This window comes from Vagococcus sp. QWL-13 (assembly GCF_058683555.1).
In genome coordinates this window covers 2581122-2601508 of record NZ_CM178746.1, presented here as the reverse complement: position 1 = coordinate 2601508, position 20387 = coordinate 2581122, and the positions used below count along the sequence as shown (strand labels likewise).

General features: G+C 37.7%; 10 protein-coding genes and 1 CRISPR repeat array. All 10 genes read left to right on the top strand.

Annotation, left to right across the window (positions count from 1 at the left end; all coding sequences use genetic code 11):
- Positions 1-242 precede the first annotated feature (242 nt).
- The gene (locus AC4PHI_RS12260) at positions 243-710 is read left to right on the top strand and encodes a DUF4062 domain-containing protein (protein ID WP_492200111.1); all 468 of its coding nucleotides are present in this window, start codon (positions 243-245) and stop codon (positions 708-710) included.
- Positions 711-872: 162 nt separating this feature from the next.
- Positions 873-1595, top strand: coding sequence for a type I-C CRISPR-associated protein Cas5c (gene cas5c / locus AC4PHI_RS12255; RefSeq protein ID WP_492201600.1), 723 nt, complete (start codon positions 873-875; stop codon positions 1593-1595).
- Between the two features lie 4 nt (positions 1596-1599).
- A complete protein-coding gene (cas8c, locus tag AC4PHI_RS12250; RefSeq protein ID WP_492200110.1) occupies positions 1600-3498 on the top strand; it encodes a type I-C CRISPR-associated protein Cas8c/Csd1 in 1899 nt (632 codons plus the stop codon).
- A complete protein-coding gene (gene cas7c / locus AC4PHI_RS12245) occupies positions 3498-4355 on the top strand; it encodes a type I-C CRISPR-associated protein Cas7/Csd2 (protein WP_492200109.1) in 858 nt (285 codons plus the stop codon). The genes cas8c and cas7c overlap by 1 nt, the downstream gene beginning before the upstream one ends.
- The gene (gene cas4, locus AC4PHI_RS12240; protein WP_492200108.1) at positions 4345-5001 is read left to right on the top strand and encodes a CRISPR-associated protein Cas4; all 657 of its coding nucleotides are present in this window, start codon (positions 4345-4347) and stop codon (positions 4999-5001) included. The genes cas7c and cas4 overlap by 11 nt, the downstream gene beginning before the upstream one ends.
- Positions 4998-6029: a type I-C CRISPR-associated endonuclease Cas1c gene (gene cas1c / locus AC4PHI_RS12235; RefSeq protein ID WP_492200107.1), complete on the top strand. Its 1032-nt coding sequence runs from the start codon at positions 4998-5000 to the stop codon at positions 6027-6029. The genes cas4 and cas1c overlap by 4 nt, the downstream gene beginning before the upstream one ends.
- 10 nt (positions 6030-6039) lie before the next feature.
- Positions 6040-6330, top strand: coding sequence for a CRISPR-associated endonuclease Cas2 (cas2, locus tag AC4PHI_RS12230; RefSeq protein WP_492200106.1), 291 nt, complete (start codon positions 6040-6042; stop codon positions 6328-6330).
- A gap of 167 nt (positions 6331-6497) precedes the next feature.
- A CRISPR array of direct repeats spans positions 6498-15205; the repeat unit is 33 nt; unit sequence GTCTCACTCTGTTTAGAGTGAGTGGATTGAAAT.
- Between the two features lie 483 nt (positions 15206-15688).
- The gene (locus tag AC4PHI_RS12225) at positions 15689-16546 is read left to right on the top strand and encodes a helix-turn-helix transcriptional regulator (protein ID WP_492200105.1); all 858 of its coding nucleotides are present in this window, start codon (positions 15689-15691) and stop codon (positions 16544-16546) included.
- Between the two features lie 18 nt (positions 16547-16564).
- A complete protein-coding gene (locus AC4PHI_RS12220) occupies positions 16565-19051 on the top strand; it encodes a hypothetical protein (protein WP_492200104.1) in 2487 nt (828 codons plus the stop codon).
- Entirely contained in the window at positions 19048-20328 is a 1281-nt protein-coding gene (locus tag AC4PHI_RS12215; RefSeq protein ID WP_492200103.1) for an ABC transporter substrate-binding protein, read from the top strand. Before AC4PHI_RS12220 ends, AC4PHI_RS12215 begins: the two co-directional genes overlap by 4 nt.
- Positions 20329-20387: the final 59 nt, after the last annotated feature.

The window sequence follows — 20387 nt, the reverse complement described above, 5'->3', positions numbered from 1 at the left end:
ATACTCATTTCAATCCACTCTTCATTATTTTGAAGAGACCAGTTTAAATTTTAACATATTAATCTGTTAAAAAAAAGAACAAGGTTAATTGTACTACTTCTTATTTTATAGCTTGAATTAATACGAGATTTATGGGATACTTGAATCAGCGTTCCATTTACTCGAAATTAGTTTAGAGTTGGTAGGAAGATGACTATATTTATTTAGAAAGTTGGATATTGTATAGGGGTGTGAAACAATCTTTGAACGAAATCAAGAGGATTTTACTGAGCTCAACTTTCGATCTAAAAGAAGAAAGAGAGCAGGCGATGCTGGCAATTATAAAAAGAGGTCATCTCCCAATCAATCTGGAGTGGAAAGTCTCTGAAGATTTGGAGATTACACGGCTTATTGAAAATGAGTTGAAACAAGTGGACATGGTACTGATTATAATTGGTTCAAGATATGGGAGCATCGATAAAAAAACAGGAATCAGCTATACGGAGTATGAGTACGATTTAGCCAAAAAGTATAGCATCCCACGAGTTGTTATCGTCCTTGATGACAACTACTTATCTGAAAGGAACGGTCAAGACAGTGGCTATCAATTAATTGAACCAGAAAGTTATGCTTTTAGAATTAAAATTTTACAGAGAGGAAGGTTTGTTAATTTCGTGTCATCGTTGTCGCAAATTGGTCGCGTTGTTGAGCAGGCGTTAAATAGTCTTTAAGGAAGATGTAATTAAATGTGTTAAAAATATTAATCCAAAAGAAAATAAATGTTAGTCATTAGAGTGGTTGTGGAGGAAATTGAAAATTATTATTCCTCCATAACTCATCTCACATATTTTCTTGGATAATTTGAGTATAAAGGAGGAAAAAGTTTGACAAAGATCAGAAATCAAATCAGTTTTGAGTTGACTGGGGATTATGCTTTATTCACTGATCCAATCACGCGGATGGGCGGGGAGAAAAATTCTTATCAAATACCTACATATCAAGCTTTGAAGGGTATTGTAGAATCCATATACTGGAAGCCCAGTATTTTGATGGTAGTAGATGAGCTGAGAGTCATGAATCCGATTCAAATGGAATCAAAGGGAATTCGTCCCATGGATTATACAGATAATTCTAAACCCAATCTGGCGATTTACAGCTATCTCAGAGATGTGAAGTACCAAGTGAAAGCTCATTTTATTTTCAATCCTTATCGTCCAGACTTGAAACAGGATCACAATGAACACAAGCATTACGAAATTTTAAAACGTTCCTTGAAAGCGGGGGGGCGGCGAGACATCTTTTTAGGTACTAGGGAATGCCAAGCCTATGTAGAGCCTTGCGAATTTGGATCAGGACAAGGGTTTTATGATGACTATATTGGAGAACTTCACTTTGGAACTGTCTTCCACAGCTTTGGGTATCCCAGCGAAACAGGTGAAGATGAGTTGAAGGCAAGACTGTGGCAACCGGTGATGGATAAAGGATACATTTCTTTTATCTCTCCAGACGAATGCCCGATTGAAAGATCCTTGAAAAAAATGAGCGCAAAAGAATTTTCTCCCACATCTTTTGAGTCTGTTGATGAACTGTATCATAAAGAAATTGAAAGAGGGTGAGTCAATGGGGTGGATGCTTGATTTATACGAAACTTATGAAGAAAATAGCGATCAGGCCGGCAAAGTCAAGAAAAGCAGATTTGGTACTGACTATGCTTTGCTGCCCGTGAGTCATGTGTATCAGACTGCACAGATTGAGGTGAATTTAGATTTTCAGGGGAATTTTATCGCAGCGGAAGTGATTCCTAAAGAGCAGGGAAATACGATTATCCCTTGCACGATTGATTCTTCGACTCGATCTAGTGGTCCTGTGCCTCATCCGCTGCATGACAAGTTGATGTATGTGGCAGGAGATTTTGCGGAGTATGGAGGCAAGATAAGAAAAAATTCAACGCCTTATCAGACCTATTTGGCTCAATTAAAAGAGTGGTGCGAATATGATAAGGACAATCGGACGATTCATGCGATTTATAAATATCTGCAAGAAGGACACTTGATTAAAGACTTGATAGATCAAGGTGTTTTACATGAAAAAAACGGAGAGCTGATACCTAAATGGACCAAAGAACATCAGGTGGAAGGCAAGGAAAAACCCGAAATTTTTAAAGTTTTAGCAGGTGACCAGTTCAGTGCATTTGTACGTTTCAGTATTTTTGATTTGGAGTATCAAACGCTGAAAGCTTGGGAAGACCCGCAGATGTTCCAATCCTTTGTCAATTTTTATCAAGACAAAATAGAGGAGTCCGGATTGTGCTACATTACTGGAATAAGCCAGCCGCTCACAGATAAGCATGCCTCTAAAATCCGTTATGGGGGCGATATGGCAAAAATAATTTCAGGGAATGACAGCTCAGGTTATACGTTTAGAGGACGTTTTTCATCAAAGGATCAGGTGGCAACCGTAGGGTATGATACATCGCAAAAAGCCCACAATGCATTGAAGTGGCTAATTACCAAACAGGCACAAACAATTGATGGCCGGGTATTTTTAACATGGGGGAAAAAAACTGTAGAGATACCTGACCCTATGGACTCACTGCTGGATCAATTTAATATTGAACCGGTGACTCAAAAAGAAGTTACAGATGACACCCATAGTGTGTTTGCTAAACAATTCAGACAAGCTATAGATGGATATCAGCATAATTTAGACACTGATGAACGGGTATCGATTTTGGTTTTAGATGCAGCAACCCCTGGCAGAATGTCTATTGTTTACTATCAGAATTTTGAAGCAGATTTATATTTGGAGCGGATTAAACACTGGCATGAATCCTGCAGTTGGCGTCACGCTTACCGGCGTAATGAGAATAAGGAAATGACTTTTTACTATGGGGCACCCACGAATCGAGACATAGCAAAAGCTGCTTATGGTTCGCAGGCAAGCGATGAGATTATCAAAAATACTATGTCCCGATTATTACCGTCCATCGTAGAAGGTAGACCAGTTCCTAGAGATATCGTCCAACTACTTGTCAATCGCTCGTCCAAGCCGCAAGGAATGGAAGAATGGGAATGGGAACGGACGCTGACAATCACTTGCAGTATGGTGCGGAAATATTTTCAACAAAGAAATGGGGAGGCAATAGACATGGCGTTAAACAAGGAAAGTACAGACCGGAATTACTTATTCGGCCGGATGTTAGCAGTGGCAGATGTTTTAGAAAGAAGTGCGCTGGCTAGTCAAAACGAAAGTCGAACGACCAATGCTAAACGTTATATGACAGCATTTAGTCAGCATCCAATGAGCACATGGAAAATCATTCAAGAAAACCTGCTGCCTTATCAGGCTAGATTAGGGGGCAAAAGCGTTTATTATGAAAAGATTTTAGATGAAATAGCGCAACGGTTCGATGACGATGATTTTAACGATAAGATGTTAAACGGCAAGTACCTGATTGGCTATTACAGCCAACGTCAGGATATTTATACAAAAAATAAAAAGACAGAGGAGCAAGACTAATGAGCGTACTAGATCACAAAATTGATTTTAAAGTTGTTTTTTCTGTAACAAATGCCAATCCTAACGGAGATCCGTTGAATGGCAACAGACCACGACAAAATTTTGCGGGATTCGGCGAAGTTTCAGATGTGTGTTTGAAACGAAAAATCCGCAATAGACTGCAAGATTTAGGGCAGGCGATTTTTGTACAATCCAATGATCGGACGGACGACGGGTTTAAAAGTTTAAAAGACCGTGCGGACAGCGTGGAAGAATTAAATAAAATTGCTAAAGATAAAGCCAAAGATGCTGATGCTTACGCTAAAGCGGCTGCAAAAACTTGGATCGACGTTCGGGCTTTCGGGCAAGTCTTTGCTTTTAAAGGAATCGATTTGTCGGTAGGTGTCCGGGGACCAGTTTCCATCAGGACCGCAACTAGCGTGAATCAAATCGATATCAATAGTATGCAAATTACTAAAAGTGTAAACTCGGTGACAGGAGATAAAAAAGGTTCTGATACGATGGGGATGAAACATTTTGTTGACTATGGCTTGTATACATTTAGCGGCAGTATCAATGTTCAGCTAGCCGAAAAGACCGGCTTTACGGTGGAAGACAGCCAATTAATCAAAGAAGCGCTAATCAGTCTATTTGAAAATGACAGTTCCTCTGCTCGACCTGATGGTTCAATGGAAGTGAATAAAGTCTATTGGTGGGAGCATTCTTCGAAAATGGGGCAATACTCGTCAGCGAAAGTTCATCGTTCTGTTGAAATCGATTTGAAAGAGGGCATCACTAATCCGAAATCTATTGAGGACTTTACTATCGAAGTCCAAGAATTGCCAGGGTTGGCAGTCGAGATTATTGATGGTCTATAGTGAAGATGATTTTTTGATGATTTCCGGTATCCAGCATTTTGTTTTTTGCCGGAGACAATGGGCCTTGATCCACATTGAACAGCAATGGACAGAAAATGTGCTGACGGTGGAAGGTCAAGACTTGCATAAAAAAGTTGACCAGCCTTTTATAAGGGAAAAGCGAAGAGAGAAGCTAATCGTTCGCGGGATGCCGGTGCAGTCTTATTCCCTCGGTATCACTGGGATTTGTGATGTTGTGGAATTTGTGCGGGATCCAAATGGTATTACTTTAAAAAATTCTCCAGAAACTTACCGGGTCTGTCCGGTGGAGTATAAACGGGGCAAGCCGAAATGGGATACCTCTGATATGATGCAGTTACTGGCACAGGCGATGTGTCTGGAGGAAATGCTGGTTTGTGAAATTACAGAAGGCTTTGTTTACTATAACGAAACCAAACATCGTGAGAAAATTTGTTTTACCCAGGAACATCGTGAACAGCTGAAAAAAATTCTAGCGGAGATGCATCAATACTATCTACGGCGTTATACACCTAAAGTCAAAACTGGGAAATTTTGTTTGAATTGTTCGCTGAAAGATGAATGTCTGCCGGTTTTGATGAATAAACAATCAGTCAAAAGTTATATTGAGGGGGCATTGAAAAAATGAGAGCATTGCTGAATACATTGTTTGTGACAACGCCTAAAGCCTATCTTTCGTTGGAAGGTGCCAATATTTTGGTAAACAAAGAGGATGAAGTTTTAGGTCGAGTCCCCCTTCATAATTTGGAACAGGTGGTGACGTTAGGTTATGCGGGAGCCAGCCCTGCGTTAATGTATGCTTGCGCACAACGTAATATTTCCATCGTTTTTTTATCAACTACCGGAAAATTTCGGGCACGAGTGGTCGGTGAGAGTAAGGGCAATGTGGTTTTAAGAAAAAAGCAATATCGTCTCTCAGATGATGAGACCGCCAGTTCCTTGATTGCACGCAATTTTATAACAGGAAAAGTTTATAATCAGCGGTGGGTGATAGAGCGGACCACGCGGGATCATGAACTGCGGGTAGATGTGTCTAAGTTTAAAGAAGTCAGTTCAGATTTATTCGAAAATTTACAGTTTATTCGTGAAACTGAAGATTTAGAAAGTTTGCGCGGGTTTGAAGGGCAATCTGCCTCAAGGTATAACCTAATCTTTGATGATATGATTTTACAGCAAAAAAATGATTTTTATTTTTACGGCCGCAACCGACGTCCTCCGCTGGATAATGTGAATGCTATGTTGTCTTTTGCATATACTTTGCTTACAAATGATATGGCTTCTGCCATTGAAGCTGTTGGATTGGATGCTTATGTCGGCTTTTTGCACAGAGATAGGCCGGGAAGAGCGTCATTGGCGTTGGATATGATTGAAGAACTCCGGGCAGTTTATGCTGATCGTTTTGTATTGACTTTAATCAACAAAAGAGTTGTGAATGGTAAAGGGTTCCTTCTAAAAGAAAATGGGGCGGTAATCATGAACGATGACACCCGGAAAATTTTCATCAATGCTTGGCAGGAAAAGAAACAACAGAAAATTCAGCATCCTTTTTTAGGAGAAAAAATCAGTTGGGGGCTTGTCCCATATGTGCAGGCTTTATTATTGGCCAGATATATTCGTGGCGATTTGGATGAATACCCACCGTTTTTGTGGAAGTAGGTGAGAGGAAATGTTTGTGTTAATCACTTATGATGTGGCAACTAGCTCTGATGGCGGTGTTAAAAGATTGAGAAAAGTCGCAAAGAAGTGTCTGGATCATGGGCAAAGAGTACAAAATTCCGTTTTTGAGTGTGTCTGCGACGGAGCTACTTTGGCACAATTAAAAATCGATTTAAGAGAAATCATTGATGAGGAGAAAGATAGTCTGCGTTTTTATATTTTGGGAAAAAATTACCGCAATAAAATTGAACATTTTGGTATTAAGGATTCTTTTAATGTGGAAGGAACATTAATGTTCTGAGTGCGAATGCTAAGTTCACATGTTTTTATAGGAGGATTCGCACCAAAAATTTAGCTGTAAATAGTAATATTTACCTTTTCTCTCATTGAATTATTATTTTTTAAGAGAAAAGCGGCGAGAATTAAGGCTTATTAAGTAAATGTGTATGATAAGTTTGGATTTTCGCAGTCTCACTCTGTTTAGAGTGAGTGGATTGAAATATTTATGAAAAAGTAGACAAAACCTGAAAACCTTAGTCTCACTCTGTTTAGAGTGAGTGGATTGAAATTTTGATTTTAAAGCAAAATGGCGTAATAAAAATGTCTCACTCTGTTTAGAGTGAGTGGATTGAAATATTTTTTTGATCAATTCTTAAATCAGTGATTTCAGTCTCACTCTGTTTAGAGTGAGTGGATTGAAATATGAAAAAACAGATGGTGTGCAAGCACATTTATTTGTCTCACTCTGTTTAGAGTGAGTGGATTGAAATAGTCTAGCAACTGCTCACTTCGTTCGGTCAGGGCGTCTCACTCTGTTTAGAGTGAGTGGATTGAAATCGTCCTCGTTATCGCTGGTGATGCCAAATATTGGTCTCACTCTGTTTAGAGTGAGTGGATTGAAATCTCACCAGTGATATCAGTTTGATAAACTTGATACTGTCTCACTCTGTTTAGAGTGAGTGGATTGAAATTTGCCTCCTATAATTCTATTTCTACCGCTTCTTGTCTCACTCTGTTTAGAGTGAGTGGATTGAAATCGCACATGAGAGGGGGGGTTGAGTTGCCAAGAGGTCTCACTCTGTTTAGAGTGAGTGGATTGAAATTCTTAAACATTTACACACCGCCCATCGTAACGTGTCTCACTCTGTTTAGAGTGAGTGGATTGAAATATCAAATTATTTATAAGATGGTGTTTGATGATAACGTCTCACTCTGTTTAGAGTGAGTGGATTGAAATTCTCCATCTTTTTGACAATAAACGGATATTCTCCTGTCTCACTCTGTTTAGAGTGAGTGGATTGAAATAAGCTTAGTTGTTAACTTGCCATATTCTTCACGCTGTCTCACTCTGTTTAGAGTGAGTGGATTGAAATTAACAACTTATTCATATTTCCACAGTCCGGTTTGTCTCACTCTGTTTAGAGTGAGTGGATTGAAATCTTGACTGCCTATCACTGCCCCCCAATTTGGAGGTCTCACTCTGTTTAGAGTGAGTGGATTGAAATCCCCCATCGCAAGCCGGTGGGGAAATCGTTAAAGTCTCACTCTGTTTAGAGTGAGTGGATTGAAATATCAATTGTCAGATCCTCCCATTCGGTGTTACAGTCTCACTCTGTTTAGAGTGAGTGGATTGAAATCCCTTTAGATAAACCCTGATGTTTAATTACTTCTAGTCTCACTCTGTTTAGAGTGAGTGGATTGAAATTGATAACCGACTTCTGATATGTCCAAATCTCAACTGTCTCACTCTGTTTAGAGTGAGTGGATTGAAATTGTGATGGGTGGCCGTTTGTCTGACTACAAAGCAGTCTCACTCTGTTTAGAGTGAGTGGATTGAAATAAATAAAAAGAGCAACCGATTAAAGTTGCTCCTCATGTCTCACTCTGTTTAGAGTGAGTGGATTGAAATGACAATGCCAAGTATTTTAGCAACACCTAATAAAGTCTCACTCTGTTTAGAGTGAGTGGATTGAAATAGCTTTTCCAATAACGCCTTTTTAGCTTTATCATGTCTCACTCTGTTTAGAGTGAGTGGATTGAAATATAGCCTCAATAGTTCCACCGGTTGCAAAGACATCGAGTCTCACTCTGTTTAGAGTGAGTGGATTGAAATCTCCGAGCCAATTTACATTTCCGTTACTCCAAATTGTCTCACTCTGTTTAGAGTGAGTGGATTGAAATTAAAAATGGCTAATACTAGCAGATCTGTTATCAAAGTCTCACTCTGTTTAGAGTGAGTGGATTGAAATAAAAGACTCTAGTGAAGTCGATAAAGAAACACGAGAGTCTCACTCTGTTTAGAGTGAGTGGATTGAAATTTATTTCGTATGCTGTAAATGAATTGCTTACAAACAGTCTCACTCTGTTTAGAGTGAGTGGATTGAAATAAAAGATGATAACCGACCTTACATTTTTGTTTTATTGTCTCACTCTGTTTAGAGTGAGTGGATTGAAATTCAGAAGAAAGGAGGAAATAGATGGCAATATCAGAGTCTCACTCTGTTTAGAGTGAGTGGATTGAAATAGAAGAAACAGTGACGATACATAATGCCAGTGAGTCTCACTCTGTTTAGAGTGAGTGGATTGAAATACCTTATTCATGGTCTAGAATAATTATACATTTGTCTCACTCTGTTTAGAGTGAGTGGATTGAAATACTGTATCAGAAAACAGGGTATCAATTGGAACTTGTCTCACTCTGTTTAGAGTGAGTGGATTGAAATATAACTAAAAAACACTTCACAATTATATATCTGCGGTCTCACTCTGTTTAGAGTGAGTGGATTGAAATTCTGTTATATGAGCGTATACATCCAAGGTCGTTTTTGTCTCACTCTGTTTAGAGTGAGTGGATTGAAATGTTTGTTTAATAATCGGATACAAACAACCTTAGAGTCTCACTCTGTTTAGAGTGAGTGGATTGAAATAGTCAGTACGATCCTAGCAGAATTGGTTGGAGCAGGGTCTCACTCTGTTTAGAGTGAGTGGATTGAAATCCCTATTTTGATACGGTTGTCTATCTCATTGATAGTCTCACTCTGTTTAGAGTGAGTGGATTGAAATCTAGTGAGGGATTGGATGTCAGAGAACAAGAAGACGTCTCACTCTGTTTAGAGTGAGTGGATTGAAATAGAGGACTTAATCACCGAATCCTAAAGTTGAAATGTCTCACTCTGTTTAGAGTGAGTGGATTGAAATCAACCCATGATAAAGATGGAAAGTCCATACTGAGTCTCACTCTGTTTAGAGTGAGTGGATTGAAATAAATAATTGGAGGAACGGTTAAAAACGTGGCAAGTCTCACTCTGTTTAGAGTGAGTGGATTGAAATTTTTTTAGATGAAGAATAACTCTTTGATTTAATACTGTCTCACTCTGTTTAGAGTGAGTGGATTGAAATCTCAGAAGAGATGGGTGATTTGGAAGGGGAGCAGTGGTCTCACTCTGTTTAGAGTGAGTGGATTGAAATATAAAACTAATACGCAAATGTTGAAAATACTAGAAGTCTCACTCTGTTTAGAGTGAGTGGATTGAAATACAACCTTTTGGTGAGTAGTGGTATCAATGTGGGGTCTCACTCTGTTTAGAGTGAGTGGATTGAAATATCGGACTTACTAAGATTACTTTTCATATCTTGAAGTCTCACTCTGTTTAGAGTGAGTGGATTGAAATAGAATTAATAACAGTTTGACTATCTAGTACAGAGTCGTCTCACTCTGTTTAGAGTGAGTGGATTGAAATCTATTGATATTGGAATTAAACGGAAGATGATAACAGGTCTCACTCTGTTTAGAGTGAGTGGATTGAAATAACAATGCTACGGGCGTTTGAATATATATAGGTGGTCTCACTCTGTTTAGAGTGAGTGGATTGAAATTTAGTCATCAAACCAATTCTGATGATGGTTTCCTCGTCTCACTCTGTTTAGAGTGAGTGGATTGAAATTTTTCGGCGGTGTAACAAAAACACTTGTATGGTTGGTCTCACTCTGTTTAGAGTGAGTGGATTGAAATTGGAATCATCAGACGTGTATGAACTGATGCAGGATGTCTCACTCTGTTTAGAGTGAGTGGATTGAAATCATGTGCCACCGCTACAATCACAAAAATAACGACCGTCTCACTCTGTTTAGAGTGAGTGGATTGAAATTAGTTAAGTATAACAAAGAAAAGTGGACTAAAACAGTCTCACTCTGTTTAGAGTGAGTGGATTGAAATTAATATTTCATGGACATCACCAAAAGATTCTTTTGGTCTCACTCTGTTTAGAGTGAGTGGATTGAAATCATAATTGTGAATTTATCAAGTTTAATTACCGGGAAGGTCTCACTCTGTTTAGAGTGAGTGGATTGAAATCGCTTGGACATCCTCAAAATTAAGTAGTGGTTGGTGTCTCACTCTGTTTAGAGTGAGTGGATTGAAATCACAGGGGAGAGATGTCATGCTTGATTTACCGCGTGTCTCACTCTGTTTAGAGTGAGTGGATTGAAATAATCAAAACTTTTAAATCAGATACACTGGTCAGCGTCTCACTCTGTTTAGAGTGAGTGGATTGAAATATAAACCTCGTAAATGCTTGGTGTGCCCCTGTGGTCTCACTCTGTTTAGAGTGAGTGGATTGAAATTCTTTTAGTTCTGATGCTGCTTCTATATCTGCAAGAGGTCTCACTCTGTTTAGAGTGAGTGGATTGAAATATTAAAATCTTTGTTTAAGTTCTTTGTGATGTACTCGGGTCTCACTCTGTTTAGAGTGAGTGGATTGAAATCCTGGAGATCCAGTGGATATATTTTATTGTGACAGTCTCACTCTGTTTAGAGTGAGTGGATTGAAATCCGCATTTAGCACAACGTGACAAGGATCAAAAATGTCTCACTCTGTTTAGAGTGAGTGGATTGAAATGTCTTTCAATTACTATATTGATAATTTCGTTATTGTCTCACTCTGTTTAGAGTGAGTGGATTGAAATTGGAGACGTTTCTCATGGTCAAAAGCAATTTTAGCGTCTCACTCTGTTTAGAGTGAGTGGATTGAAATCACTTGATTGGAATAAGAAAGTGATGGTGGAACGCGTCTCACTCTGTTTAGAGTGAGTGGATTGAAATATATTTTTGGGAACGGGGATATTTCTTTGGCTATCGTCTCACTCTGTTTAGAGTGAGTGGATTGAAATCCTTGTCGCTTGATTGCTATTTTAAGGCGCCATCCGGTCTCACTCTGTTTAGAGTGAGTGGATTGAAATTTATTTTCCTCCACTGCTGTTGAGTAGTGGAGGTTGTCTCACTCTGTTTAGAGTGAGTGGATTGAAATGGAAATGAGTTACAACTTACGTTAAACGGTTTGAATTGTCTCACTCTGTTTAGAGTGAGTGGATTGAAATAGAGACATGGGGAGTACCACAACATTACTCCTAAAAGTCTCACTCTGTTTAGAGTGAGTGGATTGAAATAGCTAAGATAGCCCGTTGGATTAGAGAAAAAATGTCTCACTCTGTTTAGAGTGAGTGGATTGAAATAGGACCTGCTAAAACAGCTACTGATGCAGTTAAAGGGTCTCACTCTGTTTAGAGTGAGTGGATTGAAATCAAAAGGCGAAAACAAAGACTATTTCTTTAAATTGTCTCACTCTGTTTAGAGTGAGTGGATTGAAATATCAGTTTTAACTTTATAAAGTGGAATCGGCTCCGGTCTCACTCTGTTTAGAGTGAGTGGATTGAAATATCTACTCCATTATTGCCAGATAATGAATAGATGTCTCACTCTGTTTAGAGTGAGTGGATTGAAATAATGAAGATATTAATGAAAGATTAAAGAAATTGGGTCTCACTCTGTTTAGAGTGAGTGGATTGAAATCGGAGGGGAAAGATGTCTTACATCCGTTTACGAGGGTCTCACTCTGTTTAGAGTGAGTGGATTGAAATCGGAAATAGCGGAAGAAATTGCAAAAGGAAAGAAAGTCTCACTCTGTTTAGAGTGAGTGGATTGAAATTCTGCAACCAGTGCTACGTCATCATTATCTAAAGTCTCACTCTGTTTAGAGTGAGTGGATTGAAATCCTCTTGATTGATAACAACATCCGCCATATAGGCGGTCTCACTCTGTTTAGAGTGAGTGGATTGAAATTCAAGAGATTGATATTTATAATTCTGCTGAAAGTGTCTCACTCTGTTTAGAGTGAGTGGATTGAAATATAACATTAAAACGACGGTTAGATTTTATGGATAGCGTCTCACTCTGTTTAGAGTGAGTGGATTGAAATCTACTTCCAACTACATCAAATTCGGTACGCTGAGAGTCTCACTCTGTTTAGAGTGAGTGGATTGAAATTCTTATAGATACAAATTTGGAGGATCTAGAAATCGGTCTCACTCTGTTTAGAGTGAGTGGATTGAAATACTTGGAATAGAGGCAGATGGGTTGGATACAGGTTCGTCTCACTCTGTTTAGAGTGAGTGGATTGAAATCTCAGTCATTTTAACACCACCTTTCATAAGGTGATGTCTCACTCTGTTTAGAGTGAGTGGATTGAAATATTGATGGTAGCCACACAGATATTGAGCTGATGAGTGTCTCACTCTGTTTAGAGTGAGTGGATTGAAATGTCCAAGTCTTCCAGTGTGGCGTTGTTTTTGATGTCTCACTCTGTTTAGAGTGAGTGGATTGAAATTATCGATTGAGTTTGAGTAAGAGGTATGCTTAATGGTCTCACTCTGTTTAGAGTGAGTGGATTGAAATGATTACGGCCCATACTCGGCATTAAAACGGCAACGTCTCACTCTGTTTAGAGTGAGTGGATTGAAATATTTAACTCATCAAAAAGAAATTGCGGTGTTTCCCAGTCTCACTCTGTTTAGAGTGAGTGGATTGAAATATTTAACTCATCAAAAAGAAATTGCGGTGTTTCCGTCTCACTCTGTTTAGAGTGAGTGGATTGAAATATGACGTTTGCTAAGCCTTTTACAGCTGCGTTTGTCTCACTCTGTTTAGAGTGAGTGGATTGAAATACACCACACAGACAGCAACGCCCATCCATCAAGCAGTCTCACTCTGTTTAGAGTGAGTGGATTGAAATTTCGTGGCATCGTCTAATTCGCTAAATTTCTTAACGTCTCACTCTGTTTAGAGTGAGTGGATTGAAATCGCTGGCCAGTTATACAGCAAACGGTACTAGTTTAGTCTCACTCTGTTTAGAGTGAGTGGATTGAAATATAGTATAAATGATGTGTCTCAACAACAATTTTAAAAGTCTCACTCTGTTTAGAGTGAGTGGATTGAAATATTCCAACATCCACAGGAAATGGAAAAGTTGCGACGTCTCACTCTGTTTAGAGTGAGTGGATTGAAATATTCAGCTTTTCGAAAGGAACGTCTGTCAAGAACGTCTCACTCTGTTTAGAGTGAGTGGATTGAAATCAAAATATTAATATCCACATTATCTAATATCCATGTCTCACTCTGTTTAGAGTGAGTGGATTGAAATTAAAACCCTATGAGCACCTTCTAAAAAACTATCCCGTCTCACTCTGTTTAGAGTGAGTGGATTGAAATTTCAATCCCTTTAACCAGTAAATCCATTGCTTCGCGTCTCACTCTGTTTAGAGTGAGTGGATTGAAATTTTCTGGGATATTGCAATCGGAAAGAATAAGCGGTGTCTCACTCTGTTTAGAGTGAGTGGATTGAAATAATCAAATATTGTATAAAAGTTGAAATAAGTCTAGTCTCACTCTGTTTAGAGTGAGTGGATTGAAATAAAACTTTTAACGTCAGTGTTGAATGTTCCGTCAGGTCTCACTCTGTTTAGAGTGAGTGGATTGAAATCAAAATATTAATATCCACATTATCTAATATCCATGTCTCACTCTGTTTAGAGTGAGTGGATTGAAATATACATTCGCACAAATGATGGGAAGACAGAAAAGTCTCACTCTGTTTAGAGTGAGTGGATTGAAATATAGTATAAATGATGTGTCTCAACAACAATTTTAAAAGTCTCACTCTGTTTAGAGTGAGTGGATTGAAATATTTGATGATTTAGGTGGTACATGGAGATTAACAGATGTCTCACTCTGTTTAGAGTGAGTGGATTGAAATTCTAATTCGTTATTTGGCATAAGTCTGAATAAATTGTCTCACTCTGTTTAGAGTGAGTGGATTGAAATTCCAAGCGTCACGTCTTTAGTGTGTTCGTCTTCCGTCTCACTCTGTTTAGAGTGAGTGGATTGAAATCGGCACACACACGCTACTCTGCTATTTGAGAGTGGGTCTCACTCTGTTTAGAGTGAGTGGATTGAAATTCCAAGCGTCACGTCTTTAGTGTGTTCGTCTTCCGTCTCACTCTGTTTAGAGTGAGTGGATTGAAATATTTTTTCACCTCTCTCAATGTAGTTTCTCGTTGATGTCTCACTCTGTTTAGAGTGAGTGGATTGAAATTTTGCGGACAGAGAACGGAAATATCTAGCTTATACAGTCTCACTCTGTTTAGAGTGAGTGGATTGAAATTTCAAAATCAGTTTATTATACCTTACTAAAAACAGTCTCACTCTGTTTAGAGTGAGTGGATTGAAATCTCATGACTGGGAAGAACGGATTGAAAGAGTATCGGTCTCACTCTGTTTAGAGTGAGTGGATTGAAATCCTTGTAAATCAAGCGTGTAGTCGTCAAAACCTTTGTCTCACTCTGTTTAGAGTGAGTGGATTGAAATTTTAAAATTCCGCTACCGTATAATTTTGTAGCCATGTCTCACTCTGTTTAGAGTGAGTGGATTGAAATTTTGCGGACAGAGAACGGAAATATCTAGCTTATACAGTCTCACTCTGTTTAGAGTGAGTGGATTGAAATTTGGCGACGACCTAACGAATCGTTACCCCATGTCGTGTCTCACTCTGTTTAGAGTGAGTGGATTGAAATTCGTCCCACATATATTTTTTATGCTCGTCAATAAAGTCTCACTCTGTTTAGAGTGAGTGGATTGAAATCGTTCTGACAGTTAGGACCCACCCGCCTTGTATCGGGTCTCACTCTGTTTAGAGTGAGTGGATTGAAATCGGCTTGACAATATAACTACCGACCAAATCGTTAGTCTCACTCTGTTTAGAGTGAGTGGATTGAAATATTGCTTGCAACACCTGTTGTTTGTGTTGATGGTCGTCTCACTCTGTTTAGAGTGAGTGGATTGAAACAGCTAACAAAGGATTTTTTGTGGAGGATATCTCCATTTAGAATGTAACACCGCTTGATTTTTTATTCTTTTGAATAAGATTTTCTCTTCATGTTTATGCTTCCCAAATTTGCTCATCTTTTTATCCATTTAAGCATTCCCCCATCAAAATGGAACCTCATGATTTTTGTTGATAAGTGCAGTCATACCAGCTTGATTTGATAAAACCAACCAAAGAAAACGCATTCGTATTAGTTGGGTTTGCTGCAAATTTATTTAGTTAATAGGTCAACTATTAGATATAACTTTACTTGAATTGTAAAAATGTGTATTCAAGGAACTGTTTAGTGAAGTTAACATAATTATATTGAATAAACACCGATTAGTAAGCGCTTTTATTGACGATTTTTGACAACTTTTTTAAAAGAATTGCCAACTTTATATTGAATGTTTTGGCTATAATTAAAGCGTGATCAGTAACAAGGTGTTATGAAGGAGGAAAATGATGGTTTATTCTGCCGAAATTGACAAAGTTCTGATTGAGAAAGATTTTTTTATAGAGTATAAGAGGCGTACTGATCATAAGATGGACAGGCCTCACTTTCATGATGGCTATGAGATCCACTTCACCTTAAATAATAATACCCATTATTTTGTTGATGAACGGAAATATATTGGTAATTTGGGTTCTATAGCATTATTTAATTCTCAGGAAATTCATCGTGTAGTTGTAGATGAGGGGATTGTTTACGAAAGATATTACATTTTGTTTAAGCCGCAATACCTAGAATTTGCTTTCTTAGAGTATCCAGAGTTATACAGCATATTTACGAAAAGATATGATGGTTTTGAAAATGTTGTGCAACTAGAAGCTAATGACCGAATTCATATGATCAATCTTCTAAACGAACTTGTCAGTTTTCAAAACAAAAAAAATATCAATATTCGACAGCTGAAAATCAAACAAAAATTATTGGAAATCATATTGTTATTACATGATTATTATAGTCGAGGAAACCAATTTGAAAAGCGAATTCTATCTGATAAATCAAAGGATTTAAAAATAGTCTTGGATTATATTAAAGGAAATTATGATCAGAATATAAAATTAGACGACCTGGTAAATATGTTGTTTATAAGTAAGTCTACTTTGATACGTTTGTTTCGTTCTCATTTAGGAATGACTCCCAATGAATATATCAGCTATGTTCGTTTTATTGAATCAAGAAAATTATTGAAACAAGGTTATCCAATAAAAGTTGTAGCAGCTAAGGTAGGTTACAGTGATGATTCCACTTTTATAAAAAAATTCAAAAAAATTTCAGGAGTCTCACCAAAGCAATATGCATTACAAAGAAGTTAAATTGAGGAGGTAGTAATTTTGAGCAACAAGCTGACATATAGTGTAGGAGTTAAAGAAAAATTTACGAGGTTTATGCTGCGACCTGTCGAATTGACAGCAATCAGTGCTCCTAACGCGACTATGGAGAACGAGGTTACCCGTGTTGAAGATTATTATGAAGTAGAATATCCGGTTAGAAAAGAATTTTTAGAAAATAACGATCTCTCTAAAATATCACTGCAAGAAGATGGATATTCAACAATTTATACACCATTTGAAAGGGATCGAGTAGACAGCTCCACTTTTATTTCAACGCCCCATAAAATCTCAACTTATGGGAAAACATTTTTTGAAGTTGATGAGGCTGGTGTCTATAATTTTCGTATTCGAACCTGTGGGGCTTTAAAAATTTGGACAAATCAGCATCTTGAATTTACATTTTCTCCCTACACGAGAAACCACGGTTCTGAAGCTTTGTTCTCATTACATCTTCAGCAAGGAACTAACGAAATTATTATTTATTTTGAAGATTTAGCCGAAAGAGATGTAAGTTTTTACTTTGAATTAATCAACGACAATACTCAGGAAATCAGGGGGTTTATTGAAACTGACGTAAATATTGAAGAGTATCAAGCAGCAGAAGAATTGCTTTACGATGCTTATCTAGAAAAAGATTTTTTCCAAAAAGGTGATATCAGATTAAAATTTTGCAATCCGCCGAAGCTAAAGAAGATTCCTTTGAGAATCAGAATAAACCCAAGACTTTCATTAGTTGATGATGGTACTCAGGATGGCAATATCACTGATTTTGATGTTGAAGATATATATGTTCAAATAAAAAAGGAACAGGAATTTATTGTGATAGGTTCTGTTTCGGATATACCTACTGCTGGTTTAACCCGTTTTGAATTAGGGATTGAACTAAGTGATGGATACTGGCTTTCACGGACGCTAACAGGATCGATTTATAATCAAGAATATTTTTCAAGTTTAGTGACAGAAGAGCAGATTGTAGAAAGAAAATTAGCCGCTCTAGATTATTTTTCAAACCTTGAGTTGGAGGATATCAATGTTGCTTTAGTTAATGTCTTTCTAAATAAAATTGGGACGGCTGATATTTATCAAGAGTATCTAAGTGCCTTCAAACTGATTGAAGAGAAAGGCGATTGTGCTGATTTTGTTTTGGCTCCCTTACTTGGTATTTATACTCGCTATGCTGAGAATTTTCCAGAAAAATTTCATCAACAAATGAAGTCGCTCTCGCTCGGTTTTCGTTATTGGATTGATGAACCCGGGAATGACGTCATGTGGTATTTCAGTGAAAACCATGCGCTATTATTTCATGTTTCCCAATATTTAGCAGGTTATTTATATGGGGAAGAGAAATTTTCAGTTTCAGGACGTTCTGGAAAACAGCAATATGAGATTGGAAAGCAGAGATTAAAGGAATGGTTTGCTACGTTCTTCCAAGTAGGGTTTTCTGAATGGAATTCTACGACATATTTTCCAATCGATTTTATTGGTTTTTTTACTTTATTTATTTCTGCACCAGATAATTCTATAAAGCAATTAGCAAAAAAAGCTTTAGATTACACATTTAAGCTCATCGCTTTAAATTATCATGGCGGAACTATGACTACGACTTTTGGTCGCGTGTATGAGCATAATCTGAAAGCAATGCAACTTGGTGAAATCTCAAATGTAATTCAAATTGCTTGGGGAAATGGGTATTTTAATAACTCGTTAAGGGCTTCTGCCTTATTTGCTATATCAGACTATGAGCCGCCGTCAGAATATGAAAGTTTACTTTGCTTAGAATCAAATAAGGCAATCAAAGCAGAATATCTACAAGGAGAGAACCGCGCATATACTTATTTGTATAAAAACAAGCAATATTCTTTGGCATCCGCTATTAACTATAAGCCATATCAACAGGGGCATCAGCAGCATATGATGAATATATCCTTAGGCGAGGGTGCAATTCTTTGGTTGAATAATCCGGGAGAAGCAGAGTTTAGTGGGGGGAACCGACCTAGCTATTGGGCAGGTAATGGTGTCATACCAATGATTCGTCAATATGAAAACACTTTATTTGCTCATTACCGGTTATCGGAATCTGATTACAAATTTATTCATTTATATTTACCGTTTTGGAACTTAGATGAAATCGTTGAAGAAAAAAATTGTATTTTTATTCGGAAAGCGGAGAGCTATTGTGGTATTTTCTTCTCGAATCCATTGGTCCGAGTTTTTGAAAGTGCTGTTTATGGAAGAGAAATTCGGGCAATTGGAGAGGATCAGTATGTTGTTGTAAAGCTTTCTTCAAAGGATGAATCAAAAGATTTTAAAACTTTTATTAAGAATTTTAAATCAAAAAATATTAACTTTGACAAAGATACAGTCATGTATACAGATTTCGAACATGGAGAGTTTGAGTTTATTGCTGACTCTTTGAAATTAAACGGGAACACTGTTCTTTATGAACAAGACTATACTATTTTTTATCAGGAGGAGAGAGAAGGATGAAAAAATTTTTAGGATTAACACTCAGTTTGATAGCAGTGATGATACTTGCTGCTTGTGGAGGCGGCTCCAACAAAGGGGCGGGAGGTGACGGTAAGAAGACTTTGAAAATCTTACTTTCAGAGGAGCCATCGGATACAAATGCTTTGAATATTGCATTTAATTCGTGGGCTGAAGAAACTGGGAATAAAGTAGAGACGATAGTCATTCCATACGACGATCAATTGACTAAATTCCCTTTGATGGTAAAAAACAATGACGTTCCTGATTTGGTAGCAACGACGAGATTGACACGTTTGTACCCTGATGAATTTATCGATTTATCTGAAAAAATTGATACATCTATTTTTAATGAGACAGCTCTTCAGATTATTAGTCAGGATTTTTCAAGTGAATCAGATTTGGCTGCTCCAAACCAATATACAGTGACATGCTACTTTTATAATGCTGATGCCTTTGAGAAGGCCGGGATAACTCCGCCGACAGCAGAAAATCCTTGGACAGTTGAAGAAATGTACAAATATGCATCAGAATTACAGGATTCTGGTGCGGTTAAATATGGTTTTGCCAGTGATTTTTCTCGGGCACGTTATGATACTTTAATGTATGCGAATGGTGGCTCAATGACTGAAAAAGCAGGAGATTCATTTGAAATATCTATCAATAGCCAGGAAAATATTGATACATTACAGGAATTTGTTGATTTGAATAATTCGGGTGTTATGCCAAAGGTGATTTGGACAGGTGGTTCTAGTGATAATCCTGCCGATTATTTTAAAAATGGTGATATAGGTATTTACCTGTCTGGTTCTTGGAATTATGAGCAATTTTATAATGATATAAGTAGTTTTGAATATGCTGTTATGCCTTCCCCAGCTGGTAAAAGTGGGCAGGCTTCAATTGCAGGCGGCAGTGGGATAGCTGTTCCCAAGTCTTCGGCTAATTCGGAATTAGCTATCGATTTTCTAAACTGGTTCTATAAAGAAGATAATTATAAAGAATATTTGGCAAATGATAAAGGTTTATCATTTATTGATGGGGTTTCGGTCGAGAACAGTGATGAAAAAGTGGCAGCCGACTACGCTGTTATGCAGACTGAGATGGAGCATGTCACAGACACCTTTTTAGTGGATGAAGAATCAGGTTGGAGAAATTATCTGGATAACGAGTATCGCGACTATCTAAAACAAGCAGTAAGTGGTGAACTAACAGTTGAAGAAGCACTCAATTCTTTTGCTGAGGATTTAAGTCAAAAATCAGAATGGCAAATTAAAAAATAATGAATAATTTTAGGAAAGAGCATAGCAATAGTTTCCTATGCTCTTTCTTGATTGAAAGG